Raw genomic sequence first — 24,168 nt, 5'->3', positions numbered from 1 at the left:
ACCGGATGGCGCTAGAAAGGGCGAACGGGAAAAGTCGCCATGTCATAACGAATCAGGGAGCGTCATGGGGCATCCGTCCATCAACGACCGAATTGAACACACCCGGCCCGTCGCGCCTTGGGTGCCCGAGCAGGTTGAGTCCAGGCTCAGGGTCCGTTACGCGGTTGTTTTGCTCGTGGCCGTATGCCTGTCTATGACAGCCATTGTGATCTGGGAAGCCTGGAACTCGCGTCAGTACCACTTGCATGACAAAGGGGTGGCGATGTCCAATCTCGCCCAGACCTTGGCGTCACAAGCGCAAGCGTCGATCAAACAAGCCGATACGCTGCTGTTTGCCTTGGTGGACCGCGTCGAAAACGAAGGCGTGGACCCGGCGCAGCTGCCCAGATTCAGACGTTTGCTCGCCGCCCAGCGCAGTGAGCTCACCCAGCTCCATGGCTTGTTCGTATTTGACGAAAAAGGCGGATGGATCGCCAATTCCAACGGTGCGGATATGCCCGGCGCGAACAATTCCGACCGTGAATATTTCATCTACCATCGTGATCATACTGACCGGGGACCTCATATCGGTCCGTCGATCAAGAGTCGATCGACCCGCGAATGGATCATGACCGTGTCGCGCAGGATCAATCATCCGGATGGCAGCTTCGCCGGTGTGGCGCTGGCAACGATCTATCTCAACCATTTCCTCGGGCTGTACGACAGCATCGACATGGGCAAAAACGGCGTGATCAACCTGATCGCCGACGACGCCAGCATCGTCGTTCGCCGGCCATTCAACGAAGCAGAAGTCGGCACCAGCGTCGCCAAGGGGCCGCTGTTCACGCAACTGTTGCCCAAGGGCAGTTCTGGCACGGCAACCGTCAAGTCTTATGTGGATGGTGTCGAGCGAGTGGTGGGGTTTCGGCGGGTCGAGGGTTATCCGCTGATTATCTTTGCCGCGCTGGACAAGGATGATGTCCTGGCCGGCTGGCGTGAGGAGTCAATCCTCAGTGCCGCCATCGTGCTGTTGCTGCTGGTATTTCTGGGAGGGCTCGGCTATCGCCTCATTCGCTTCATGAAGCAGCAGAACCACATTCAAAGCGTGTTGCTCGATGCCCAGGAAAAGCTCATCGAAGTCAACCGCAGCCTTGAATTGCTGGCGCTCGAAGATGCACTCACCGGGCTCTCCAACCGGCGTCAGTTCGATCTGTTCATTCTCGCGGAAATGGGCCGGGCCCGGCGCACGGTGACCCACCTCGCCATGCTGATGATCGATGTCGATCACTTCAAGAGCTTCAACGATCGTTATGGGCACGTGGCGGGTGATGAGTGTCTGCGCAAAATCAGCGCGATCATCAAGGACAACATCAAGCGCCCCGGCGATCTGGCCGCCCGCTATGGTGGCGAGGAGTTCACGGTGGTGCTGCCAGGCACCGACTATGTGGGGGCGTTTCTGGTCGCCGAAAAAATTCGTCGTGCGGTCCAGCAAGCCGGGATCGAACACAGCGAATGCGCGGAGGGTACGGTGACCGTCAGCGTGGGGGTGTGCGCCTACAACCCGGCCTCGCAGGATCAGCCCGACGACCTGGTCAGCGCTGCGGACAAAGCGTTGTACGTGGCCAAGGCCAGTGGGCGCAACATGAGCGTCATCGCCAACTGACTTCAAACGAAGCGGTCGCTGCCCTGGACCAGTTGGGTTGACAGGTACGATTGCTTGAGTTTTTCCAGCCACCAGCCCAACGCACGGCCGTCATGATCGCCGCGCCAGCCGGCGTACAGGATGTTTGGCTCTCGCGGATCAGCCATCTGCTTTTCCACCAGCGTGCCGTTTCTCAGTAACGCGCCGACCCGATGCCTGGGCAACCAGCCCACGCCGAGGCCATCGCATTGGGCGAGAATCTTTGCGCGCATGGTCGGCACGGCGAGGACCGGTTGGCCGCCGGAGACACCGTAAGTGCTGCCCTCTGTGGCCCGGGACGAATCGGCCACGACTATCGCCCGGTGCTGCGCCACCGTCGCCCGTGAAATCGGCTCCCTGGCCTTGGCCAACGGGTGTTTGGGCGAGACCGCGAACACCCATTCCATTTGCCCCAATTGCATCCAGCGCAGGCTGGGAATGGCCAGCGGCTCATTGGTGGCGCCGATGATCAAGTCCGCACGGCCTTCACGCAGGGCTTCCCATACGCCTTTGAGTACTTCGTGGGTGATGCGCAGCGGTACGCCGGACTCCAGCGCATCGAACTCGTGAATCACCGGGATCAAGGCTTCGAACTCGAGCAGTTCGTCGGTGACGATCCACAACCGGCTTTCCCAGCCGTTGGCCACTTGTTGCACCCGTTGCGTCAGCCGGGCGACATCCTGCATCAGCCGCGCCGACTCATTCACCAGCAACTCACCGGCCGGGGTCAGCTGCAAGCGGTAACGACGCCGGTCGAAGAGCAGCGCATCGAAGCGCTCCTCCAGTTGCCGCGCGGCGTAGGACACGGTTGAAGGCGCTTTGCCCAAGTGAGCGGCGGCCCGCGACAGGCTGCCGGTTTCGCGGATGGCTTGAAGTAACGTCAGGTCTTCAATCGACAGCATTTTCTATCCTCGGCGGGTGTTTCAGGTTGCCCGGTGTAACTTCCACAACCTGATCAGCCGAAGATAGACCACAAGGTTGATCACCAGCACTACGCTGCCCAGCGCCAGTTGAATCGCCGGAGTCAGCCCTGCAGGGTAGATGACCGGCCACACGTAGTGTTCGATGAAACCACCGCCATAACCGGTTTGCCCGGCGGCCTGGCGCATGACGTTTTCCCATTGAGTCAGGGGACACATCAGGTGGAAGACTTCCACACTCACGCCCCAGGCAGCGGCGGGCAGGTGCCACCAGATCAGGGGGCGCCATTTGAGCACCAGCAGCCCGCCGAACAGCACGAACAGAACGAACAGCAAGTGAAACAGCACCAGCCCATCGGCGGCGATCCGGTAAAGCATGTCGACTCCCTGACGCGTTAGGCGAATGGCTCCATGGTACTCGGGTTCTCATCCTTGCTGCTGCCCAGAGCCATTCGGCAAGCGCTGCCCGCAAGTGCGCAAGATTGTTCAAGCCATCGAACGCAACTGCTGGCACAGTCTGGCGTCTTCCCCTGGTTGTAGAGCGTTATGTCGAACTCACTCATGCCGCGCAATGCCTTTCTTCGCGGCGCCGTAGCGATCATGCCGTTGTCCCTGGCCACCGCGCCCTGGGGGCTGCTGGCCGGGTCCATGGCCATCGAGGCCAATCTCACGCCGCTGCAAGGTCAAGGGTTGTCGAGCATCGTGTTTGCCGGTGCCGCGCAATTGGTCGCCATTGGCATGCTCAAGGGCGGCGCCGGGATCTTTTCGATTTTGCTGACCACGCTGTTACTGACCTCCCAGCATTTGCTGTACGGAATGAGCATGCGTTCGGTGATTTCACCGCTGCCGGGTCGCTGGCGCGTTGGGCTGGGTTTTTTGCTCACCGACGAACTGTTCGCCCTGACCAGCCAGCATGACAAACAGCAGTTCAATCGCTGGTACGCCTTGGGGGTGGGCCTGACGTTTTACATCGCCTGGAACCTGTTCACGCTGGCCGGCATCGTCCTCGGCAGCAGCATTCCCGGTCTTGAGCACCTGGGGCTGGACTTCTCCATCGCCGCGACCTTCATTGCCCTGATCACCCCGGTGGTACGCAACGTTCCGACGGTGGTCTGCGTCGCGGTTTCGCTGTTTTGTTCAGTATTGTTCAGTTACTGGCAATGGGGCTCGGCGCTGGTGTTGTCGGGGTTGGCGGGCATGACTGCAGGCTTTGTCTGCAACAAATTCTATGGGGGGCGCACATGATGGTCTGGGCTGTGATTATCGGGATGGGCGTGCTCGTCTTCCTGAACCGCTACGTATTCCTCGAACCACGACTGCCGCTGCGCTTGAGCAGCAATGCCCGGCAGTTCCTCGGTTTTGCCGTGCCGGGGATGTTGACCGCGATCTGCGGCCCGATTGTGTTCATGCCGGACAAACAGCTGAATCTGCAGTGGGACAACCCGTACCTGATCAGTTCGCTGGTGGCGGTGGGGTTGGTGCTGTACACCCGCAATACCTTGCTCAGCATGTTGTTGAGCATGGGGTTTTTCTTTTTGCTGCGCTGGTGGCTTTGAGTCGCGCTTTGGAAATTGTTCTACGCTTAAGGGGAATTCCTTCAGGAAGCGAGGTGAGTATGGCCAATGATCCAAAACGTCCAGGTCTGGATGAAGATGAGGATGAACCCACCGAAGAAGAACTTGAGCGGCAAAGGCGTTCAACCCAAACCTGGAAGCATGACGACAGTCGAGAACTGTCAGACCGTGACGAAGAGCGCCCGCTGAAGCCCTGAACCAATAATCCCGCCATCAAGCGCAATGCTGTTCACTCAATCTTCAGTCGAACAAAAAACCTGTGGCGAGGGAGCTTGTCGGAACGCCGCACCGTCCCGCTTGAGTGCGAAGCACTCACAAAAATTGGCATTCTTGCCACATTCTTGGGGCCACTACGCAGCCCAGCGGGAGCAAGCTCCCTCGCCACAAAAGCAGGTGTGCCTGAAGTGCTTTGCTTGATTGAATGGCAATTCGCGATCAAGCGGGGGCAGGCAAGGCCGTCAGATCGCCTCATTCCAGCGAACCTTCGTGATGCCCAATCGTTGAGCGCTCAAGCGAGTCGCTTCGGGGGAAGCGTGGGCGGCGGCGATCTTTCGGTCGGATTGCAAAAACGCATGCGCCGAGGCTGAACGAATCGCGTCCACATCGGAGAACTGTTCGGCCAGCTTGAAAAAGTGCTGGCGGACGCCGTCGAGCAGAGAGTGCACGGCATAGGGAACGAGCTCGCTCATGTATCCCTCCTTAAATTCGCCGAGGCTTTGATTCAGGCGTCGAACCGGCAATTTGCAAAGTATGGGGAGCAATCCTTGTGCGGATAAGAGCTAAAAAAAGAGGCCCTGATGGGCCTCTTCTTCAGAGTGCAACAATGTCCGGTTCGTTCATCGTGTGCTGAACTCAGCGGCGCATCACATCAAAGATCTTCCAGTGACGGAAAATCCGGGTGGGAGGCCCGATAGCCCAACGTCTTGTCGATCCAGGCATTCAGTTCGTTGACCATGACCGGCGGCTTGCCGGAATAGGCTGCGAGGGTCGAACGCAGGATGTCGTTGATATTGGGGATGGAACGCAGGTTTCGGGTCTTTATGTATTGCCCGATAAAACAGTCAAGTTGATAGCGTTCTGTCAGCGACAGGTACACGCACTCCAGACCGCTGACTTGATTAATTACAAGATCGTCGCGCAACTTAGTTCTCTGCAAGGCTTGTTAGATTTAGGGATTTCCTTGTTTATTGACTCTTTGGTCAATTGTGTACTGCCAGGGGAAATGCGGCGCGCATGCTATCTGTAGCGTTACTAAATGTATGTACGATGTTTCAATTGTCAGACAAGCGGTTAGTGCGTCGTTTTGCCGCATTCCGGCAAGTGTTTCTTGGTTGAAACAGTCTGTGTAACGTTTAGGTCGTTCGGTTATTTAGTTGCCAAACTGGATCCAATTTAAATGAGCTTATTAATCAACATTGGACCCTGGTTCCTGACATTTCCCACTGCCTTATCGACCCTGTACCACTCGAACACTTCACTGACTTCTCCTTGCATGAGCACCATCTGCTCGGCACGCTCTTTGGGCGTGGCTGGGTCCAGCCATTCATGTGCCAGTTCCGCAGACAACACCACCGGCCGCCGGTCATGAATGTCGAGCATGCCGCCAGCGCTGTCCGCCGTGATGATGACGAAACCGTCGTCGCTGCGAGGCTCGCTGCCACCGTGGGGAAACTGGCCGATCGCCGCGCAGCAGATCGGCGCCCGATCCCGGCGACGAATGAGCCACGGCTGCCTCGTCGAAGCGCCGGCATCCACCCATTCGAACCAGTTGTCGATCGGCACGATAGCGCGGTGCGGCCAGATTGCCCGGAAGAACGGGCCGTGAGCCACTTTCTCGACCCGTGCGTTGATCGGCGCCGCCCGGTCCCTCGCCCAATGCGGCCGCCATCCCCAGCGCACCGAATCAGCGTGCAGCCCGTCAGGCTCAAGGTGCAGCAGGGCCAGCTGGGTGGTGGGCGCGGCGTTGTAGCGGGCCAGCGGTTCATCACCGACATGGTTGATCAGCGCGTCGGGAATGCTCAGCACCGCGACAAAGTCGTGAATGCCACGGTATTGCGAGAGTCGTCCGCACATCGGCTGATCTCCGGCTGGAAAGCGCTGGCTGGAGCGTTCAGCTTAGTCTTCAAATCACATGGGCACGCTGCAACTCGGTCAGCGACAACGCCTTCAATTGCGCGAGCAACGGGTCCCGCCGATCGCGAGGATGCGGCAGCTCCACAGCCAATTCCTGGCGAATGCTGCTCGGGCGATTGTCCATCACCAGGACGCGATCACTGAGGTACAGCGCTTCATCGACGTCGTGCGTCACCAGCAGCAAGGCGATGGCGTGACGCTCGGCCAGTTGCAGCAGCAGGTCCTGGAGTTTCATTCGCGTGAAAGCGTCCACTGCGCTGAACGGTTCATCGAGCAACAAAACCTGCGGCCGCGAGTAGAGGCCGCGGGCGATCGCCACCCGTTGCGCCATACCGCCGGACAAAGCTTTCGGTAACGCCTGAGCGAAACCGCCGAGGCCGACTTCTTCGATCAATCGCGCGACCCAGGCCTTGTCGTAATGGCTGTCGGCGCTGAAACCGATGTTTTGCTCAACTGTCAGCCAGGGCATCAGCCGAGGTTCCTGAAACACAAACGCGATGTCCCCGGCGTTGTTGCGCAGTTCACCCTGGAAGTCCTTTTCCAGGCCGGCGACGATCCGCAGCAAGGTGCTTTTGCCGCAGCCGCTGGGGCCCAGCAGGCTGACGGTTTCCCTGGGGTGCAATTGCAAATGGATGTTCTTGAGGACGGTCGTGGCGGCGAAGGTCTTGCGCTCGACGCGAATGTCCAGCAGGTGGTCGGTCATGGCTCAATCCTCTGCGCTTTGGCCGTTGAAAGTGTCGCGCCAGGCCAGGAAGTGTTTCTCCAGGCCGGCGAGGATGCCGTCGCTGAGTTTGCCCAGCAGCGCCAAAACGAGGATCGCGGCCAGGACGATGTCCGGGCGCGACGTCTCGCGCCCGTCACTGAGCAAGTAGCCCAGGCCCTTGGTGGCGGCGATCAGCTCGGCGGCCACCAGAAACATCCAGGCCAGGCTCATGCCGCTGCGCAGTCCGGTGAACAGGCCGGGCAGGGCGGCGGGCAGCAGGATACGTCGGACCAGACGCCACCGGCTGAAGCCGTACATCTGCCCGACTTCCACCCGTTTGCGGTCAATGTCGCGGATCGCCGCGACGCCATTGAGGTGCACCGGAAAGAATGCGCCGATGGCGATCAGGACGATTTTCGAGGTCTCGTCGATGCCCAGCCACAGCAGCAACAGCGGCACCCAGGCCAGGCTCGGAATCGAGCGCAACCCGGCGAACGTCGGTTCCAGCCACGCTTCGGCTTCGCGGCTCAAACCGACCCACGCGGCGAACACCAGGGCCAGACTGGCGCCAATGGCGAAGCCCAGCAGCACCCGCAGCAGACTGGCGCTGATGTGTTTCCACAGCGCGCCCTCGGCCAGGTCTCTGAGGGTCAGCGCGATCTCACTGGGTGCCGGCATCTGATAGGACGGCAACCAGCCGATGCGCACGACGAGTTCCAGCACCAGGATGATCAGCACGGGCAGCGCCAGGCCCTTGAGGCGTCGTAGCCAGGCACTGCTCAAACGGCGGGGTGCAGGTAATGTCAGGCAGGCGGGCATTTCTTTGCTTTTGCTGGTCATGGGTTTCTCCAGTCACGACGAATCCGCGACGGGCGCGGATTCGGTTTCAACGGTGGCGAAGGTTATTGACGGGCCACGGTTTCCTTGAAGCCGGTGTCGATCAACTGATCGATCACCTGATCGACATTCACCCCTCGGCGAACCAGTTCTTCAGAAACCAGAATCGGTGCGGCCGCCTTGGAGGCAATCACATCGCTGGCAGTCAATTGCGGGCTGCTCAGGTCGGTGCGCGACAGTTGCAGCTTGGCCACTTCCAGCGGCAGACCTGACTCGCTCGCGAGCAACTTCGCCAGTTCCTCAGGGTTTTTCACCGCCCACTCCCGGGCCTTTTCATAGGCGCTCAAGACGGTTTCGATGGTTTGCGGATGCTCTTTGGCATAGGTGTCGGTGACGCTGACCACGCCGTAGCTGTTGAAGTGGGTGTTGCGATACAGCAGGCGCGAACCGGCCTGGACTTCGCTGGCCGCCATGTGCGGATCAAGGCCGGCCCAAGCGTCGACGTCACCTTTCTCCAATGCGGTGCGACCGTCCGGATGCTGCAAATGCACCAGCTCGACATCGTCCTTGCTCAGGCCGGCCTGTTGCAGGCTGCGCAAGGTGAACAGGTACGGGTCGGTGCCTTTGGTGGCGGCGATTTTTTTGCCTTTCAGATCGGCCACGGTTTTGTATGGCGAATCCTTGCGCACCACCAAGGCGGTCCATTCCGCGCGGCTGTACACGTAGACCGATTTGATCGGGCTGCCGTTGGCGCGACTGAGCACGGCGGCCAGGCTGGCGGACGAGGCGAAATCGACGCCGCCGCTGTTGAGGTATTCCAGCGAGCGGTTGCTGCCCTGGCTCAACACCCAGCTGACCTTGGTCTGTGGCAGGGCTTTTTCAAGGAAGCCGAAGTGTTTGAGCACCAGGCTCACCGGCGAGTAATAGGCGTAATCCAGGTGCACTTCGGCCGGTGCGGTTTCGGCGGCTTGCGCCACGGGTTGCAGGCTCAAGGCCAAGGCGCAGGCACCCAGCAGGTACCTGAAGTCAGGAAAGCGGAAGGTCAGTTTCATGGCACAGCTCCGGGCAAGGCGGCGAGATTCTTATGTCCAAATAATTATTTTTAACGAATGCTTCCTGCATAAAAGGAATATTGCAGGCTCTGTGCCATGTTGTACGGGCGCAGGTTTTCGGGGCTTTGGCAGAAAGAAATCAGGGGTTGGCTGTCCAGGTGAAAACAGTCTGTTGAGTGGCTGTTGCTGGGCCAACAGCAGTGTTTGTCGGTGATGAGCTTATGCACAAATCGAATTTATTTTTGCCGTCGTAAGAGCGTTAGGGTCTATACAAATAACGTTCCTGGAGCCCTCGATGAACCTGTCCCGATTCGTGCGCGGTCTGTTGACCAGCGCCTTGTTTGCCGCGCCACTGAGCTACGCCGCAGAACCCGTCGTGTTGCACGTCGGGGATCAGAACTACTACAACGTTCGCGCTTCGGTGGAAGCGTCGGGTGTGCTGGAAGGGGCGCCTTATACCGTCGACTGGAAGCACTTCCAGGCTGCCGCTCCGCTGGCCGAAGCGTTGAACACCGGCGCCCTGGATCTGGGCTTTCTCGGCGATTCCGGCTTCCTGTTCCTGGCAGCCAAGCAGGCGCCGGTGAAGTTGATCGGCGTGTCGCGGCAGAACCCCGACACCATCGCCTTGCTGGTGCCCAAGGATTCGCCGGTCAAAACCATTGCCGATCTCAAGGGCAAGAAAGTCGCTTACTGGCCCGGTGCCTGGAGCCAGCAACTGACCCTGCGTGCATTGGAAAAAGCTGATCTGCCGGAAGACTACGTCGACTTCATCAAACTGATGCCAATCGATGCCGCTGCGGCGTTACCGCAAGGCAGCATTGACGCCTTCTCGGTGTGGGAACCCTACATTTCCCAGCAGATTCTGTTCTCCGGCGCCCGTCCGATTCTCACGGCGAAAAACCTCATGCCCGGCCTGAGCGCCATCGCCGCTTCGACGCCGTCGATCGACAGCAAGCGCGAAGCCATCGCCGACTTTCTGGTGCGCCTGAAAAAAGCCCGGGCCTGGGTCGACAGCCACACCGACGAGTACGCCGATCTCTGGGCGAAAAAAGCCAACCTCGACCAGAACGTGTCGCGCCATTGGCTGCGTCAGGCGCACATGACCGTCGGCCCGGTAGACGCGCAGGCGGCCAAGGATCTGCAGAGCACCGCGGACTTCCTGTTCAAGGTCAAGGCGCTGCCGACGGCATTGGCGACCGCGCCGCTTATCGACAGCTCGTTCCAGCAGTCGTTGGCGCAGTAAGCCACGAGGGTGAGCGCTGGAACCAAACACTGTGTACCCTGATCCAACTTGGGCCTGCAGCCACCTGCGGGCCGACAAAGGATCAATGGGCGAAGGGTTTTTGCCGTTTTAACGTGATGACCATTACGGTCTGGCCCAAGGCAAACCATGAAACAGTTGTTCAAGGTTCTCTCTGCGTTCGCCATCGCTGTCGGGCTGGTGGGCTGCATCGCTTCACCGATCGAACTGACCCCGCAGACCGAACAGCGTCTGCGCGCGCAGCCACCGATCCGCTTTCTGCTGACCTTCGACGACGGTCCCAGCGCATCAAGTTTCTGGAACCCGAGCATGACGGTGCTCGACAGCCTTGCGCAGAACCCGGTGCAACCGGGGATCAAAGCGGTGTTCTTCGTGCAGACCGGCGCACCACGGGCCGGTGACAGTGACATCGGACGCGGGGTCATGCACCGGGAGCAGGCTGAAGGGCATGTGCTGGGTTTCCACACCGCGACCCACTCGCACACCAACCACCGCTCGCTGAGCCCGGAAGAGCTGGAGCAATCGCTGAGCAAAGGCAGTGCCGACATCGCCGCGATCACCGGAGCACCGCCCACCCTGGTGCGCCCGCCGTTCTGGAACTACGACAAACGTGTGTTCGCTGCCTACCAGCGACACGGCCTGCACCTGCTGCTGACCGACCTGAGCGCCAACGACGGCAAGATATGGGGCTTCAACGCGAGTCCGCGTCGACGGGCCAACATGCTGCGGCAACTGTCCGAAGTGCGTGAACGGATTGCACTGGGCGAATTGCCGACGGTGGACGGTGTGGTTCCGGTGGTGGTGACCTTCCACGACCTGAATCGGTATACCGCCCGGCATGCCCGCGAATACCTGCAAATCCTCCTCGACAGCGCCCGCGCCACGGGGGTGACGGTGGCGCAAAAGCCGTTTTACGACGACAGGGCGGCGCTGCAACGGGCAGCTTTGGCGCGCACCGTCAGTAGTGGTTCAGAGGCAGTGAAGTTGCCGGGGATCTGGAATTGGCTGTGGGATGGGGATTCTCATTAGAACCTGAGCAAAAACGAGAAGTAGCCAACCCATGGAGTGGGGGCGCAGTCGTAGCGATGGCGAAAGCGGTTTCTCCCGAGCATCCGCGCTCGCCGGCTGCTACAAAATCGCGTTATGGCTGGTTCCGGGGCAGCAACTCATCAATCATCTTCAAGCAGTGATTCAACCCCTGCGTCACATCGCCCACACGTCGACTGAGAATGATCGGCGAGGTCGCGTTGTCTTCCAGCAACGGTGTGAATCCAATGTCGTCGCGGTGCAGCAACTGCACCGACGCGGGCACCAGCGTCACCCCGATCCCGGCCCCCACCAGACCGATTGCTGTTTGCAGTTCGTTGGTCCATTGCGCCACGTGAATGCTCACGCCGTAGGACTCAAACAGTGCAATCACATGGTCGGCGTAGCTGGGGCGAGGGTTGCCGGGGTACAGCACAAAGGGTTCCTTGGCCAGTTGGCGAAGGCTGATCGGCCCGGCCAGCAGCGGGTGGCCGGCGGGAAGGGCGGCGACCAGCCGGTCTTCGGTCAACACCGTCTGAATGATCGCCGGGTCGTCGATGCGAATCCGCCCAAAACCGATGTCGATGCGCCCTGCCTTGAGCGCCTGCACCTGTTGCAACGTGGTCATTTCCGAAAGCCCGAGCTCAAGCTCCAGGGGTTCGCCGCTGCGCAAGCGCCGAATGAGTTCCGGCAGCACGCCATACAGCGTCGATGGCGCAAAACCGATACCCAGCCAGGTCTTTTCTCCCAGGCCGATGCGCCTGGTGTTGTCACACACCTTGGCCAGCTGTTCGAGCAGGGCGGTGGAGTGTTCATGGAAGAAACGCCCGGCGTCGGTCAACTTCAGCGGACGGCCGCGCTCAAGCAATAACACCCCGAGTTCATCTTCCAGTTGCTGGATCTGTCGGCTCAAGGGGGGCTGGGCAATGTGCAACAGTTCGGCGGCGCGGGTGAAATTGAGGGTTTGAGCCAACACCTGAAAATACCGCAGGTGACGCAATTCCATGGTGCCTCCAGGCATTGAGCAGTTGAATACCTTTAAGGTATCGAGCCAGACCAATTCTATATTGGCCGTGGGCAAAAAGCCGTATGAGAATCCATTTCAGAACTTCAAGAACCTGACGGGTATCGACATGCGTGCAACTGCCATTGAATCGATCGAGACGATCATCGTCGATCTGCCGACCATTCGCCCGCACAAACTGGCCATGCACACCCTGCAGAACCAGACCCTGGTGATCATCCGCGTGCGCTGCGCCGATGGCATCGAAGGCATTGGTGAATCCACCACCATCGGTGGCCTGGCCTATGGCAATGAAAGCCCGGACAGCATCAAGACCAACATCGACAAACACTTCGCGCCGCTTCTAATCGGTGAGGATAGCGACAATGTGAACGCCGCGATGTTGCGCCTGGAGCGCAGTATCCGTGGCAACACCTTTGCCAAGTCCGGTATCGAAACCGCCTTGCTCGACGCCCACGGCAAGCGCCTTGGGCTGCCGGTCAGTGAGTTACTGGGCGGGCGCGTTCGTGATGCGTTGCCGGTGGCCTGGACCCTGGCCAGCGGCGACACTGAGAAGGACATCGCCGAAGCAGAAAAAATGCTCGACCTGCGGCGCCACCGGATCTTCAAGCTGAAAATCGGTGCCGGCGAAGTCAATCGCGACCTGGCCCACGTCATCGCCATCAAGAAAGCCCTGGGCGATCGAGCCAGCGTGAGGGTCGATGTCAATCAGGCCTGGGACGAAGCGGTCGCACTGCGCGCCTGCCGGATACTGGGCAGCAACGGCATCGACCTGATCGAGCAGCCGATCTCGCGCAACAACCGCGCCGGCATGGTGCGTCTGAACGCCATGAGCCCGGCGCCGATCATGGCCGATGAATCCATCGAGTGCGTGGAAGACGCTTTCAATCTGGCGCGCGAAGGGGCGGCTTCCGTGTTTGCCCTGAAAATCGCCAAGAACGGCGGGCCACGGGCCGTGCTCAGGACCGCCGCCATCGCCGAAGCCGCCGGTATCGGTCTGTACGGCGGCACTATGCTGGAGGGAGGGATCGGCACGTTGGCCTCGGCCCATGCCTTCATCACCCTGAATAAACTGGCCTGGGACACCGAGCTGTTCGGCCCGTTACTGCTGACGGAAGACGTGCTCAGCGAGCCGCTGGTCTATCGCGATTTTGCGCTGCACGTGCCGCAAACACCGGGCCTTGGCCTGAGCCTGGATGAGGAACGCCTGGCGTTTTTCCGGCGCGACAAAACATCCACTTCCGTTCATCAAGCCTGAGGAGAGCATCATGCTGTTTCACGTAAAAATGACCGTGAATCTGCCGGTCGACATCAATCCGGATCTCGCCACCCAGCTCAAATCCGATGAAAAAGCCCTGGCCCAGCGCCTGCAAGAGCAAGGCAAATGGCGTCACCTGTGGCGTATCGCCGGGCACTATGCCAATTACAGCGTTTTCGACGTCGACAGCGTTCAGGAACTGCATGACCTGCTGATGCAATTGCCGCTGTTTCCGTACATGGCGATCGAGATCGATGCGATGTGCCGGCATCCTTCTTCCATTCGCGAGGATGACCGCTGAACCCAGCCTGTTCAGTTCGCTACGCCCATAATTACAAGATGAGGAACCCCAAAAAATGAACGTCAAGATTGCCCACACTGCCAGTGCCCAGAAGTTTCTCGAAGACGCCAGCGGCTTGCTCAACGACGCTGGCGACCCGCGGGTCAAAGCCTTGGTTTACCGTATTTTGCGTGATTCGGTAAACATCATCGAAGACCTCGCCGTGACCCCGGAAGAGTTCTGGAAAGCGGTCAATTACCTCAACGTGCTGGGCGCGCGCCAGGAAGCCGGTTTGCTGGTGGCCGGCCTCGGCCTGGAACACTACCTGGACTTGCTGATGGACGCCGAAGACGAGCAGGCGGGAAAGGCGGGCGGGACGCCGCGGACCATCGAAGGCCCGTTGTATGTGGCGGGCGCGCCGTTGTCCGAGGGTGAGGCTCGACTGGACGATGGCGTCGATCCGGGCGTGGTCCTGTTCATGCAGGGCCAGGTGCGCAACACGGCTGGCGAACCATTGGTCGGCGCGGTGGTGGATGTTTGGCACGCCAACACGGGCGGCACTTATTCCTACTTCGATACCACGCAGTCGGAGTTCAACCTGCGCCGTCGCATTGTCACCGATGCCGAGGGTCGCTATCGCTTCCGTAGCATCGTGCCGTCGGGCTACGGTTGCCCGCCGGACGGACCGACCCAACAATTGCTCGATCAACTGGGCCGTCATGGCCAGCGTCCGGCGCACATCCACTTCTTTATCTCCGCGCCGGATCATCGTCACCTGACCACCCAGATCAACCTCGATGGCGATCAGTACCTGCATGACGATTTCGCCTACGCCACCCGCGACGAGCTGATCGCCCACATCGCTTTCAGAGACGACCCGCAGCGCGCGGCGGCCCATGGCGTCAGCGGCCGGTTTGCCGAGATCGACTTCGATTTCACCTTGCAGACCTCCGCGCAACCTGACGAGCAGCAACGCCACGAACGGGTTCGCGCACTCGAGGACTGATCGCAGGCCTTGCGGGAGCGCGCCTGCTCCGGGCGGCGTTCCGACGAAAGTAGAGTGTCAGTCAACATTGATGTTGAGACTGATGGCCCTATCGCGAGCCTGCTCGCGATAGGGCCAGAACCTTCCACAGGTCAGCCCACTGACACACCGTTGCAGGTACTGCTTAGAATGGCCCGACAACACCGATAACAACAACGAGAGTAACCCGATGATGCACGCGCAACTGTTGAGTCAGCGCAGCAGAATATTCGACCACGCCGACCCTTACGCGGTGTCGGGTTACGTCAATCAGCATGTCGGCAATCATTGCATCCTCATGCCCAGGGTCGGCCGCCCGCTGGCCAGTCTCGATCATCGCAAATTCGCCAGCCTCGACCTGTGCCGCATCAGCTACGGCGCCAGCGTGCGGGTGACCTCGGGCGCGCTGGAAACGATCTATCACCTGCAAGTGTTGCTGCGCGGCAACTGCCTGTGGCGCGGTCACGGTCAGGAACATTACTTTGAGCCGGGTGAATTGCTGCTGATCAACCCCGATGACCCGGTGGACCTGACGTACTCCGACGATTGTGAAAAATTCATCCTCAAAGTACCCACCCGGCTTTTTGAGTCGGTGTGCGAGGAGCAACGCTGGCGCTATCCGGGGCAGGGCGTGCGGTTTCTGGAGAACCGTTATCAGCTCGATGAGCTGGAAGGTTTCGTCGGCCTGCTGGCGATGATTTGCCAGGAAGCCGAGGCCACCGAGCAGATCCCTCGAGTGCAGGAGCACTACGCGCAGATCATCGTCAGCAAGATGCTCAGCCTGATGAAAACCAACGTCATCCGCAGCAGCCTCGGCTCGCCGTCGGCGACGTTCGAGGGAATTGCCGATTACATCGCGCGTAACCTCAAGCAGGACATCGACAGTGAAGAGCTGGCGCGCCAGGCGCGGATGAGCTTGCGCTCGCTGTACGGCTTGTTCGAGCGCAACGCCGGCACCTCGCCGCAAAACTACATCCGGCAGCAGAAACTCGAACGCATCAACCGGTGCCTGAGCGACCCGACCTGCAACGTGCGCAATGTCACGGAAGTGGCCATGGATTACGGCTTCCTGCACCTGGGGCGGTTCTCCGACAACTACCGCAAACAGTTCGGCGAATTGCCTTCGGACACCCTCAAACGCCGGCACTGACTGCAGACGACGAACACCTGTGGCAAGCCCCCTCGCCACAGGTCCGTGTCAGGCCTGATTGATAAGCATCAGCCATTCACCGCACGTTGCAGTAAACGGATACACGTCTGCACCCATCGGATAGTCCGCCCCATCCCCCCGTCCTAGCATGGCCCTGCCTGAATAAAAACAATGGAGGCGGCGGCCATGTCCCTGCGACCCGAATACCTTCACTCCCTGCTTGAAGATGATAAAGAACAAGGCATCTACCGCTGCAAGCGCGAGATGTTCACTGATCCACGGCTGTTCGACCTGGAGATGAAACACATCTTCGAAGGCAACTGGCTGTACCTGGCGCACGAAAGCCAGATCCCCAACATCAATGATTTCTACACCACCACCATGGGGCGTCAGTCGATCTTCATCGCGCGCAACAAGGAGGGAGTGCTTAACGCCTTCATCAACGCTTGCAGCCATCGCGGTGCGACGCTGTGCCGGCACAAGACCGGCAATAAGAGCTCCTACACCTGCCCATTCCACGGCTGGACCTTCAACAACTCCGGCAAACTGCTCAAGGTTAAAGACCCGGCGGCTGCGGGCTACCCGGCGAGCTTCAACTGCGAAGGCTCCCACGACCTGACCAAAGTCGCGCGTTTCGAGTCCTATCGCGGCTTCCTGTTCGGCAGCCTGAAGGCCGATGTGGTGCCGCTGGTTGAGCACCTGGGCGAGTCGGCCAAGATCATCGACATGATCGTTGACCAGTCCGCCGATGGCCTTGAAGTGCTGCGCGGTTCCTCAAGCTACATCTACGAAGGCAACTGGAAACTCACTGCCGAAAATGGCGCCGACGGTTACCACGTCAGCTCCGTGCACTGGAACTACGCTGCCACCCAGAACCAGCGCAAACAGCGCGAAGCCGGTGACAGCAATCCGACCATGAGCGCTGGGACCTGGGCTAAGCAGGGCGGGGGTTTCTACTCGTTCGACAAGGGCCATATGCTGCTCTGGACCCGCTGGTCCAACCCCGAGGATCGCCCGCTCTACGAGCGCCGCGACGAACTGTCCCGGGACTTCGGCCAGGCCCGCGCCGACTGGATGATCGAGAATTCGCGCAACCTGTGCCTGTACCCGAACGTCTACCTGATGGACCAGTTCAGCTCGCAGATCCGCATCGCCCGGCCAATCTCGGTCGACCGCACGGAAATCACCATTTATTGCATTGCCCCCAAAGGTGAAAGCGACCACGCCCGTACGAGCCGGATTCGTCAGTACGAGGATTTCTTCAACGTCAGCGGCATGGCCACCCCGGACGATCTGGAAGAGTTTCGCTCGTGCCAGACCAGCTATCAGGGCAGCGTCACGACGTGGAATGACATGTCTCGCGGTGCCGAACACTGGGTCGAAGGCGCCGATGAGGCGGCCAGGGAAATCGACCTGCATCCCTTGCTCAGCGGCGTGCGCACCGAAGACGAAGGCCTGTTCGTGCTGCAACACAAGTATTGGCAGCAAACCATGCTCAAGGCCCTGGCTGCCGAACAGCCCGAATTGATCGCTGTGGAGGCCGTGCAATGACCCTCACTTATGACGCCGTGCGCGAGTTTCTCTACCGCGAAGCGCGCTACCTCGATGACAAGCAATGGGACGACTGGCTGGAGATGTACGCCGCCGATGCTTCGTTCTGGATGCCGTCCTGGGACGACAATGACGAGTTGACTGAAGACCCGCAGCGGGAAATATCGCTGATCTGGTACGGCAACCGCACCGGCCTGGAAGACCGCATCTTCCGCATCAAGACCGAACGCTCCAGCGCCAGCGTTCCGGACACCCGCACTTCACACAACATCAGCAACATCGAGCTGCTCGAACAGGCTGACGGCCTGTGCAAAGTGCGCTTCAACTGGCACACCCTGAGCTTTCGCTACAAGACCGTCGACAGCTATTTCGGCAGCAGTTTCTACACCCTTGATGTGCGCGGTGAAAACCCGCTGATCAAGGCCAAGAAAGTGATCCTGAAGAACGATTACGTTCGCCAGGTCATCGATGTCTACCACCTCTGAGGCGGCCGTCATGACTCATTCCATTGCATTCAATTTTGAAGACGGCGTCACCCGGTTCATCGACGCCAATGTGGGCGAAACCGTGGCCGATGCCGCGTACCGCCAGGGCATCAATATTCCACTGGATTGCCGCGACGGCGCGTGCGGTACCTGCAAGTGTTTCGCCGAGGCCGGTCGTTATGACTTGGGCGAGGAATACATCGAAGACGCGCTCAGCGCTGATGAAGCGCAGCAGGGTTTTGTCCTGACGTGCCAAATGCGCGCCCAGAGCGATTGCGTGGTGCGCGTGCCGACTTCATCGCAGGTTTGCCGTACCCAGCAGGCCAGTTACGACGCCACCATCAGCGCCGTGCGGCAGTTGTCCGACAGCACCATCGCGCTGTCGATCAAGGGCGAGGCGCTGAGCAAACTGGCGTTTCTGCCGGGCCAGTATGTGAACCTTGGAATTCCCGGCAGCGAGCAGACCCGCGCGTACTCCTTCAGCTCGTTGCAGCGTGACGGCGAAGTGAGTTTCCTGATTCGCAACGTGCCCGGCGGCTTGATGAGCAGCTTCCTCACCGGTATAGCCAAGGCGGGCGATAGCATGCGTCTGGCCGGTCCATTGGGTAGCTTTTATCTACGCGACATTCGCCGGCCGTTATTGCTGCTGGCGGGTGGAACCGGTCTGGCGCCGTTCACCGCGATGCTGGAAAAAATCGCCGAGCAGGGCAGCGAGCATCCGCTGCATCTGATCTATGGCGTGACCAACGATTTTGATTTGGTGGAACTGGATCGGCTCGAAGCGTTTGCCGCGCGCATCCCGAATTTCAGCTTTAGTGCCTGTGTCGCCAACCCCGACAGCCAGCATCCGCTCAAGGGCTACGTGACCCAGCACATCGAGCCACGGCATTTGAACGAAGGCGACGTCGACGTCTACCTGTGCGGCCCGCCGCCGATGGTCGAAGCGGTCAGTCAGTTCATTCGCGAACAAGGCGTCGCGCCTGCGAACTTCTATTACGAGAAATTCGCCGCCAGCGCGGCTTGAGTCCATCCGCTGCGTGATCACATGCTCCCACAGGTCAGTGTTTTGTCTGGGACGTTTTCACTGAATGGCATCCTTCGTTACGAGGTCCACATGAACAGATTTCACGAAAAAGTTGCGCTGATCACCGGCGCGGCGCAAGGCATTGGTCGGCGGGTGGCGGAGCGCATGGCCGCTGAGGGGGCGCGGCTGATTCTGGTTGATCGCTCGGACCTGGTGTTCGAGGTGCAGCAACAATTGGGGCAGGGCAGCCAGGTGCTTGCCTTGACCGCTGACCTTGAGCAATACAGCGAATGCAGCCGCGTGATGCGTACCGCCGTCGAGCGCTTTGGGCGTCTGGATGTGCTGGTCAACAACGTGGGCGGCACGATCTGGGCGAAGCCTTTCGAACACTACGAAGAGCAGCAGATCGAAGCCGAAGTCCGTCGTTCTTTGTTTCCGACATTATGGTGCTGCCACGCCGCGCTGCCGTTCATGCTTGAACAGGGCAGCGGCGCGATCGTCAATGTTTCGTCCATCGCTACCCGCAGCATCAATCGCGTGCCGTATGGCGCGGCGAAGGGCGGTGTCAATGCGCTGACTGCTTGCCTGGCATTTGAAACCGCCGGTCGTGGAGTTCGGGTCAATGCCACCGCACCCGGTGGCACCGAAGCACCGCCGCGGGCCATTCCGCGAAACAGCGCAGAGCAGAGCGCCGAAGAAAAAGTCTGGTATCAGCAAATTGTCGGCCAGACGCTCGACAGCAGCTTGATGAAACGCTACGGCACGCTGGATGAGCAGGCAGGCGCTATTCTGTTTCTGGCCAGTGACGAGGCGTCGTATATCACCGGCATGATCATGCCGGTGGGCGGCGGCGACCAGGGCTGAGGCGGCTGCGCAAACTTACAAGCGACGCTGGAAGGCTTTGACGATCTTGAGCGTGGCGTCGCTTGTGTTCAGGTTCTGGACTGCGTCCAGCGGATACCACATGCAATCGAAAATTTCATTTTGTGGCCGGGCTTCGTCCGAGTTGAGGACCGACGCCTCGAACACATGGTGCCGGGTGCTGCCCGTTTCCAGTTCCATCAGGTACAACAAGCTGTCGACTCCCAGTCCTGTTTCCTCCTGGAGTTCGCGCATGGCGGCGCCCGCAGTGGTTTCGCCGCGCTCGACTTTTCCTCCTGGCAAGGTCCAGCGACACCTGGGTTTGCGCACCAGGAGAACATGCCGATCCTGCTCGCAAATGACTGTTGCCCGTACTTTCATGTGTTACTAAACCGCCGCTTGTCATAAAACAGTCATGAAAATGCAATATTCAGGCCCAAGCCTCTGTTTCAAAGGGATGGAGTGAGGGAGGCGGTAGAAAGTGCAAAGGAATGTCGAAAACCTGACACGACGTTTGGTAGGCACTTGGGCAGGGGGCGGGTGTAAGGTAGCCAAGTCAATCGTGGCTTATCACTGCCGAAAAGGAGGTGACTATGAGCGTTCCGATGCTGAATAAAATGCACATGAACGGTTATGACGTACTCAGCGTAAACAACGGCCCCTGGCGGGTGTGCACCAAAGGCGACCGTCTCGGGGCTTTTGGCAGCAAAGAGGAGGCACTGGCGTTTGCAGCAGCGCTTCCTGCCTATAAAGCAAGAACGGTTCGAACGACTCCAGGCCAGAAATCAGAATGAACGTTGAAGCCCTGGGATGCCGGGGCTTTTTTTGTCTTGAAACCAGGCGTTGGAGGATTTTAAACGTGACATTTGGATGATAGGGTGGCCGCTTTCAATTCAAGGAAGAAAGCATGTTGAAAGGTCGCTGGACTGCACTGGCAATGTTGTCTGCTCTTTACCTTGCCGGTGTCGGTCAGGTTCTGGCCCAGACGCAAGGCGAAATCCACACCAATCAAAAGGTCTGCGACGTTTTCCGTACATTGGCCGGATCGATCATGCAGTCTCGGCAAAAAGGCGAATCGAAAGAAAGTCTGCTGGCCGTGAAATCGGGTAATCCTGATCACGACAAGTTAGGCGCCATGTTGATCAACGAAGCGTACAACCAGCCGGTCCTCGATTCTCCAGAACTGAAAAGCCAAGCCATTAACAGGTTCGCGGATAAATGGCGGGACACCTGTAACAAACCCGCTTCCAGCTAGCTCGCCATCCATTGCTGGCTAGTAACCTCCGCCACCCGTACTGCGAGAGGGTTCCCTGGCTTTCTGCTGTGCGTGACTCCATTCCGCGCAGGTCATGAAGCTTTTGTGGTCGACCTTGCCCCGGTCATCGAAGCTGATGTTGTAGGGCTTCTGTTGGCCTGCCTGGGTCAACTTGTAGTCAAAGCACGTGCCAGGCACCACTGTGCGCTCCGTTATCGTTAAAGGCTTACCCCCAATCTGCTGAACCTGATCCTTGTTCATGCCGGTCTCGACTTTGGCGACCAGCGGCTGGTCCCGATAAACGTGTGAATCTGTGCTGCAGCCACCCGTCGCCGCCAGCACGACGACCAGCGCCAATAGAGGCGTGTTCATGCCAACGCTCCCGTTAGTGAGCTTTCGGAGCTTTCGTCCGACTGATGATTTTGGCTTTCACTTCTTCTGCGTAACCCGCCAGTCGCTCTTCATCGCCTTGAAATAGATTGCACAACTTCATGGCCGCTTGCGCATCCACATCATTGCCGGCCAGGCGTAGCTGCTCTGCGATGCGTAAGAGTTCCACTGCCGACCACCTCAGGTCCGACGCAAGTCCTTGCAGATCACGCCGAAGTTCGTTTTCATCTTCGTTGAGCCACATGATGACCTCCTGCTAATACCCCGATACAAAAGAGTAGCCCCAATTAACGGGCGGGGCGTTTGCTCGCCTGCTGCTCAATGGATGGAAGGTACGCCGCTTGTCGGGAGAATGAGCGCGAACGAACCGGTGTGATGTCGTACTGAAGTGGCGAATGTTCGCTAGGGCGAGGCAACTTCAAATGACCAGCACCGATGATTTCAGATTCCATGCGCATGAGCTGATTGTTGATCTGGACGCAGCAACTACGGAGATGATGAAGCTTATTTCGGCTCATCAGTTGAGTGGGCCGGAGTGGGAGAGGGTCACTCAATGGCAGCATGAAGCGTATGAACGATGGATGACGTATTTGAACGAACGGTCTTATCCCGACCCCGGTGATCACAACGTAACCCCTGAGGGCTGATTCTATAGATGGATGTCTGGATCGCTACGCGCTACATTCGCCGTTTTTCAGGATAAGGAAGCGTCATGCGGATGTTGATTGGGGGAGTAGCGATGGCGATGCTGGCGGGTTGTTCGCTGCCGGCATCCCTGGTTCCAGGTGAGCCTAACGTCAGCAAGTACAGTAACAAGGCGCCCAAAGAATACGCCGCTTGTCTTTTGCCGCTTTGGCAGCAGGAAGTCCCCAAGACGACTCAGACCGGTATTTCCAATGGCTACCGGATCAATGCGCCGAGCATTATCACGGCTGACGAAATTCTGGACGTCGTGAAATACAAGGACGGCAGTCGAGTCTCTCTGTATCAGGGGCCGCCGTGGGCCAAGTCGGACGCGATGCGTAAAGCGGTTCGCAGCTGCTTGTAAAGCTCACTCCGTGAGTTTTGTATAAGCGCCGTATGTCGGAACCGAGGAACGGTCATTCACTGGAAACTTCCAAGTGAAAACTGTCCCTGGGAGTTTGGCGATGAATGATGATCAAAAGAAGCAAGCCCTGGCGGCCTGGCACAAGCTCCTGAACGAGCCCGAAATTCGCATGGATGCTGAAGAACAGTACGACGAGTTGCTCAAGGCCGCCGACGAGATGGAACGTACCGGGCTGATCAACAGCTCGGAATGGCGCAAGTTGGTGAAGGCGGCGGGTACTTCATTTGCAAAAGCGATAGAGGGCGTGGGCGGCGGCACTTAGCTGGGCCGCACACTGGCATTTAAGGCAACTCCTCCCAACTAACCTGGATCAAGCCATTTTCCTGTGCGTGGCTTCGCAGCGCATCAAAGTCTTGTTGATCGTGATTGTCCCCATATGAAAGCCCAATCCCTGAATGCAGGCAGGCGTAGTACCACGCGTCTGCCTCAGACATGTGGGAGTCGGGTTGAATAAAAATATGCCGAGTCTTGTTGAAGCCATACGTGATTTGAAAATATCGAGGGCGGGTCATCCGAATCTCCAGGTGCTGTCACTACGACATTGATGGCGTAGTGCCAGTTCCTTCTGTTTTCGGACTTTTGTCTGCTTCAATAAATAAGCGATGTTTTGCCTTCATTCAGTCTTGCACGCGCTCAGGGCATATTGACGCGGGGGCGCTCAGCCAGCATGCATTGAAGGCATTCGTTATTAAGCTGCAAACATTCTTCCTCGGCTTCTTTCCGTGTCGGGTAGGTTGTGGGCAGCCTGCGCTTTTCTTCATTGTCATAGAGGTTGAACCCTATGGGGGCGGTTTTGCAGTAGAAGCGCGTTCCGTTGCGCGTTGACCCCGTTTCCGTGGGAATGGCGGGAACCACAACGAATCTTGGAATCATCCTCGCGTACTCCTTCTGAATTCACCTTAATGGATAGCGGCTACTGGCCACTACCGCAAGGGAGCATTTGAAGTATCCGATGAAAAGGCCGGTCTGCTAAACAGTTGCTGGCCGGGAAGTCATCAGGAGCTAGAGCGGCGGCGATCGACGCCAGAAGGGTTGCCGGTGTTTATCAGCCTTCGCTCTGCCAGGATGTTGTGAAGTGCCTGGCGGGCGTCAGCGTCCAGCTGGTGCTCTCTTTCCTTGAGTTCAAGGAGAATGGGGCTGGACCAGGTGCGATAGGTTTTCTCGGCTTTGTGAATAGACGTCATTTATCCTCCTTGATCACGCGCCCGCTGGGTAACAGGGCCATACGATTCGGTAGAAACCCTAGTCGAGGAAATGGCTTTGCGCCAGTGAATTGCACTGCAATGGTGCGTCTGTTGACGCATGGCAGGTCAAGTGGGTCTCTGAGATTTCGATTGCCGCTCGCCTGATGAAGAAAAGCAGACTTTTTGGATTAGGGGGTTGACCACGTATTTAGATGCTGTACTATTCGCCTCCCGCTAACGAGCATGTAGATGTTTGTTCTGGCGTAAGTAATTGATTTTACTAGTGAAATCAGAAACTTTTTAGGTTGCAAATTGAAAAGGGTGTGCTGTAGAATGCGCGCCTCGGTTGAGACGAAAAATCTTAACCAACCGCTCTTTAACAACTGAATCAAGCAATTCGTGTGGGTG

General features: G+C 58.8%; 33 protein-coding genes. 19 read left to right on the top strand and 14 right to left on the bottom strand.

The features are described from left to right. Nucleotides 1-64: 64 nt before the first annotated feature. Nucleotides 65-1,642, top strand: coding sequence for a sensor domain-containing diguanylate cyclase (locus tag K0F88_RS08300; protein ID WP_094471990.1), 1,578 nt, complete (start codon nucleotides 65-67; stop codon nucleotides 1,640-1,642). Nucleotides 1,643-1,644: 2 nt separating this feature from the next. Here K0F88_RS08300 and K0F88_RS08295 read toward each other — a convergent pair whose 3' ends face one another. Together K0F88_RS08295 and K0F88_RS08290 are read right to left on the bottom strand one after the other, a co-directional pair. Beyond that, nucleotides 1,645-2,562: a LysR family transcriptional regulator gene (locus K0F88_RS08295; protein WP_219094802.1), complete on the bottom strand. Its 918-nt coding sequence runs from the start codon at nucleotides 2,560-2,562 to the stop codon at nucleotides 1,645-1,647. A gap of 21 nt (nucleotides 2,563-2,583) precedes the next feature. Further along, entirely contained in the window at nucleotides 2,584-2,958 is a 375-nt protein-coding gene (locus K0F88_RS08290) for a DUF2784 domain-containing protein (RefSeq protein WP_094471991.1), read from the bottom strand. 168 nt (nucleotides 2,959-3,126) lie between these two features. On the opposite strand from K0F88_RS08290, the gene K0F88_RS08285 reads away from it, so the two are divergent. The 3 genes from K0F88_RS08285 to K0F88_RS08275 are packed head-to-tail and all read left to right on the top strand — an operon-like array spanning nucleotide 3,127 to nucleotide 4,351. After that, nucleotides 3,127-3,825, top strand: a complete 699-nt coding sequence (locus tag K0F88_RS08285; protein ID WP_094471992.1) for an AzlC family ABC transporter permease — start codon at nucleotides 3,127-3,129, stop codon at nucleotides 3,823-3,825. After that, on the top strand, nucleotides 3,825-4,136 hold the full coding sequence (locus K0F88_RS08280; RefSeq protein WP_010455066.1) for an AzlD domain-containing protein: 312 nt from the start codon (nucleotides 3,825-3,827) through the stop codon (nucleotides 4,134-4,136). The genes K0F88_RS08285 and K0F88_RS08280 overlap by 1 nt, the downstream gene beginning before the upstream one ends. Before the next feature lie 59 nt (nucleotides 4,137-4,195). Then, nucleotides 4,196-4,351 carry a hypothetical protein gene (locus K0F88_RS08275; protein WP_219094801.1) on the top strand — a complete coding sequence of 52 codons (156 nt, stop codon included), beginning with the start codon at nucleotides 4,196-4,198 and terminating at the stop codon, nucleotides 4,349-4,351. A 261-nt stretch (nucleotides 4,352-4,612) separates the two neighbouring features. On the opposite strand, the gene K0F88_RS08270 is transcribed toward K0F88_RS08275, so the two are convergent. The 6 genes from K0F88_RS08270 to K0F88_RS08245 form a co-directional block, all read right to left on the bottom strand. After that, the gene (locus K0F88_RS08270) at nucleotides 4,613-4,843 is read right to left on the bottom strand and encodes a hypothetical protein (RefSeq protein WP_094471993.1); all 231 of its coding nucleotides are present in this window, start codon (nucleotides 4,841-4,843) and stop codon (nucleotides 4,613-4,615) included. Between the two features lie 179 nt (nucleotides 4,844-5,022). Continuing rightward, nucleotides 5,023-5,295 carry a hypothetical protein gene (locus K0F88_RS08265; protein WP_094471994.1) on the bottom strand — a complete coding sequence of 91 codons (273 nt, stop codon included), beginning with the start codon at nucleotides 5,293-5,295 and terminating at the stop codon, nucleotides 5,023-5,025. 251 nt (nucleotides 5,296-5,546) lie between these two features. Beyond that, nucleotides 5,547-6,227, bottom strand: a complete 681-nt coding sequence (locus K0F88_RS08260; protein ID WP_094471995.1) for an SOS response-associated peptidase — start codon at nucleotides 6,225-6,227, stop codon at nucleotides 5,547-5,549. 49 nt (nucleotides 6,228-6,276) lie between these two features. After that, on the bottom strand, nucleotides 6,277-6,990 hold the full coding sequence (locus tag K0F88_RS08255; protein ID WP_219094800.1) for an ABC transporter ATP-binding protein: 714 nt from the start codon (nucleotides 6,988-6,990) through the stop codon (nucleotides 6,277-6,279). A 3-nt stretch (nucleotides 6,991-6,993) separates the two neighbouring features. Beyond that, a complete protein-coding gene (locus tag K0F88_RS08250) occupies nucleotides 6,994-7,830 on the bottom strand; it encodes an ABC transporter permease (protein ID WP_219094799.1) in 837 nt (278 codons plus the stop codon). Nucleotides 7,831-7,892: 62 nt separating this feature from the next. Further along, nucleotides 7,893-8,879 carry an aliphatic sulfonate ABC transporter substrate-binding protein gene (locus tag K0F88_RS08245; RefSeq protein WP_219094798.1) on the bottom strand — a complete coding sequence of 329 codons (987 nt, stop codon included), beginning with the start codon at nucleotides 8,877-8,879 and terminating at the stop codon, nucleotides 7,893-7,895. Nucleotides 8,880-9,174: 295 nt separating this feature from the next. Between K0F88_RS08245 and K0F88_RS08240 the strand changes: the two genes are divergently transcribed. Together K0F88_RS08240 and K0F88_RS08235 are read left to right on the top strand one after the other, a co-directional pair. Then, on the top strand, nucleotides 9,175-10,122 hold the full coding sequence (locus K0F88_RS08240) for an ABC transporter substrate-binding protein (RefSeq protein WP_219094797.1): 948 nt from the start codon (nucleotides 9,175-9,177) through the stop codon (nucleotides 10,120-10,122). Nucleotides 10,123-10,269: 147 nt separating this feature from the next. Then, a complete protein-coding gene (locus tag K0F88_RS08235; RefSeq protein WP_219094796.1) occupies nucleotides 10,270-11,169 on the top strand; it encodes a polysaccharide deacetylase family protein in 900 nt (299 codons plus the stop codon). A 112-nt stretch (nucleotides 11,170-11,281) separates the two neighbouring features. On the opposite strand, the gene K0F88_RS08230 is transcribed toward K0F88_RS08235, so the two are convergent. After that, nucleotides 11,282-12,172 (bottom strand): LysR family transcriptional regulator, encoded by an 891-nt coding sequence (locus K0F88_RS08230; protein WP_219094795.1) that lies wholly within the window; start codon nucleotides 12,170-12,172, stop codon nucleotides 11,282-11,284. Nucleotides 12,173-12,299: 127 nt separating this feature from the next. Here K0F88_RS08230 and K0F88_RS08225 point away from each other — a divergent pair, with 127 nt between their 5' ends. The 8 genes from K0F88_RS08225 to K0F88_RS08190 all read left to right on the top strand — a co-directional run bounded on the left by K0F88_RS08225 (nucleotide 12,300) and on the right by K0F88_RS08190 (nucleotide 19,826). Next, complete coding sequence (locus K0F88_RS08225; protein ID WP_219094918.1) at nucleotides 12,300-13,448, top strand: muconate cycloisomerase family protein; 1,149 nt, start codon at nucleotides 12,300-12,302, stop codon at nucleotides 13,446-13,448. A gap of 10 nt (nucleotides 13,449-13,458) precedes the next feature. Next, nucleotides 13,459-13,749: a muconolactone Delta-isomerase gene (gene catC, locus K0F88_RS08220; protein ID WP_219094794.1), complete on the top strand. Its 291-nt coding sequence runs from the start codon at nucleotides 13,459-13,461 to the stop codon at nucleotides 13,747-13,749. A 55-nt stretch (nucleotides 13,750-13,804) separates the two neighbouring features. Further along, entirely contained in the window at nucleotides 13,805-14,734 is a 930-nt protein-coding gene (catA, locus tag K0F88_RS08215; protein WP_219094793.1) for a catechol 1,2-dioxygenase, read from the top strand. A gap of 208 nt (nucleotides 14,735-14,942) precedes the next feature. After that, nucleotides 14,943-15,902, top strand: coding sequence for an AraC family transcriptional regulator (locus tag K0F88_RS08210; protein WP_094472000.1), 960 nt, complete (start codon nucleotides 14,943-14,945; stop codon nucleotides 15,900-15,902). Nucleotides 15,903-16,088: 186 nt separating this feature from the next. Beyond that, nucleotides 16,089-17,453: a benzoate 1,2-dioxygenase large subunit gene (benA, locus tag K0F88_RS08205; RefSeq protein WP_219094792.1), complete on the top strand. Its 1,365-nt coding sequence runs from the start codon at nucleotides 16,089-16,091 to the stop codon at nucleotides 17,451-17,453. Further along, entirely contained in the window at nucleotides 17,450-17,938 is a 489-nt protein-coding gene (gene benB / locus K0F88_RS08200; RefSeq protein ID WP_094472002.1) for a benzoate 1,2-dioxygenase small subunit, read from the top strand. The genes benA and benB overlap by 4 nt, the downstream gene beginning before the upstream one ends. 10 nt (nucleotides 17,939-17,948) lie before the next feature. Then, complete coding sequence (gene benC, locus K0F88_RS08195; protein WP_094472003.1) at nucleotides 17,949-18,962, top strand: benzoate 1,2-dioxygenase electron transfer component BenC; 1,014 nt, start codon at nucleotides 17,949-17,951, stop codon at nucleotides 18,960-18,962. A gap of 90 nt (nucleotides 18,963-19,052) precedes the next feature. Further along, complete coding sequence (locus K0F88_RS08190) at nucleotides 19,053-19,826, top strand: 1,6-dihydroxycyclohexa-2,4-diene-1-carboxylate dehydrogenase (RefSeq protein WP_094472004.1); 774 nt, start codon at nucleotides 19,053-19,055, stop codon at nucleotides 19,824-19,826. A 15-nt stretch (nucleotides 19,827-19,841) separates the two neighbouring features. Here the strand turns inward: K0F88_RS08190 and K0F88_RS08185 are convergent, their stop codons facing one another. Further along, nucleotides 19,842-20,204 carry an NUDIX hydrolase gene (locus K0F88_RS08185; protein ID WP_094472005.1) on the bottom strand — a complete coding sequence of 121 codons (363 nt, stop codon included), beginning with the start codon at nucleotides 20,202-20,204 and terminating at the stop codon, nucleotides 19,842-19,844. Nucleotides 20,205-20,416: 212 nt separating this feature from the next. Here K0F88_RS08185 and K0F88_RS08180 point away from each other — a divergent pair, with 212 nt between their 5' ends. After that, nucleotides 20,417-20,617, top strand: a complete 201-nt coding sequence (locus K0F88_RS08180) for a DUF2188 domain-containing protein (RefSeq protein WP_094472006.1) — start codon at nucleotides 20,417-20,419, stop codon at nucleotides 20,615-20,617. Nucleotides 20,618-20,730: 113 nt separating this feature from the next. After that, complete coding sequence (locus tag K0F88_RS08175; protein ID WP_094472007.1) at nucleotides 20,731-21,078, top strand: hypothetical protein; 348 nt, start codon at nucleotides 20,731-20,733, stop codon at nucleotides 21,076-21,078. A gap of 18 nt (nucleotides 21,079-21,096) precedes the next feature. Here K0F88_RS08175 and osmE read toward each other — a convergent pair whose 3' ends face one another. Together osmE and K0F88_RS08165 are read right to left on the bottom strand one after the other, a co-directional pair. Continuing rightward, complete coding sequence (gene osmE, locus K0F88_RS08170; protein ID WP_219094791.1) at nucleotides 21,097-21,450, bottom strand: osmotically-inducible lipoprotein OsmE; 354 nt, start codon at nucleotides 21,448-21,450, stop codon at nucleotides 21,097-21,099. A gap of 13 nt (nucleotides 21,451-21,463) precedes the next feature. Next, nucleotides 21,464-21,712: a hypothetical protein gene (locus K0F88_RS08165; protein ID WP_094472008.1), complete on the bottom strand. Its 249-nt coding sequence runs from the start codon at nucleotides 21,710-21,712 to the stop codon at nucleotides 21,464-21,466. A 178-nt stretch (nucleotides 21,713-21,890) separates the two neighbouring features. Here K0F88_RS08165 and K0F88_RS08160 point away from each other — a divergent pair, with 178 nt between their 5' ends. From K0F88_RS08160 to K0F88_RS08150, 3 genes are all read left to right on the top strand, one after another. After that, on the top strand, nucleotides 21,891-22,115 hold the full coding sequence (locus K0F88_RS08160; RefSeq protein ID WP_094472016.1) for a hypothetical protein: 225 nt from the start codon (nucleotides 21,891-21,893) through the stop codon (nucleotides 22,113-22,115). A gap of 65 nt (nucleotides 22,116-22,180) precedes the next feature. Next, entirely contained in the window at nucleotides 22,181-22,516 is a 336-nt protein-coding gene (locus tag K0F88_RS08155; RefSeq protein WP_094472009.1) for a hypothetical protein, read from the top strand. A 100-nt stretch (nucleotides 22,517-22,616) separates the two neighbouring features. Continuing rightward, nucleotides 22,617-22,838 carry a hypothetical protein gene (locus tag K0F88_RS08150; protein WP_094472010.1) on the top strand — a complete coding sequence of 74 codons (222 nt, stop codon included), beginning with the start codon at nucleotides 22,617-22,619 and terminating at the stop codon, nucleotides 22,836-22,838. Between the two features lie 19 nt (nucleotides 22,839-22,857). Here K0F88_RS08150 and K0F88_RS32800 read toward each other — a convergent pair whose 3' ends face one another. Further along, complete coding sequence (locus K0F88_RS32800) at nucleotides 22,858-23,088, bottom strand: DUF6555 family protein (protein ID WP_094472011.1); 231 nt, start codon at nucleotides 23,086-23,088, stop codon at nucleotides 22,858-22,860. A gap of 483 nt (nucleotides 23,089-23,571) precedes the next feature. After that, complete coding sequence (locus K0F88_RS08145) at nucleotides 23,572-23,760, bottom strand: hypothetical protein (RefSeq protein WP_094472013.1); 189 nt, start codon at nucleotides 23,758-23,760, stop codon at nucleotides 23,572-23,574. Nucleotides 23,761-24,168: the final 408 nt, after the last annotated feature.

The organism is Pseudomonas sp. UMAB-40, assembly GCF_900095275.1.
GTDB lineage: Bacteria > Pseudomonadota > Gammaproteobacteria > Pseudomonadales > Pseudomonadaceae > Aquipseudomonas > Aquipseudomonas mandelii_B.
This window is presented reverse-complemented; position numbering and strand designations above follow the sequence as displayed.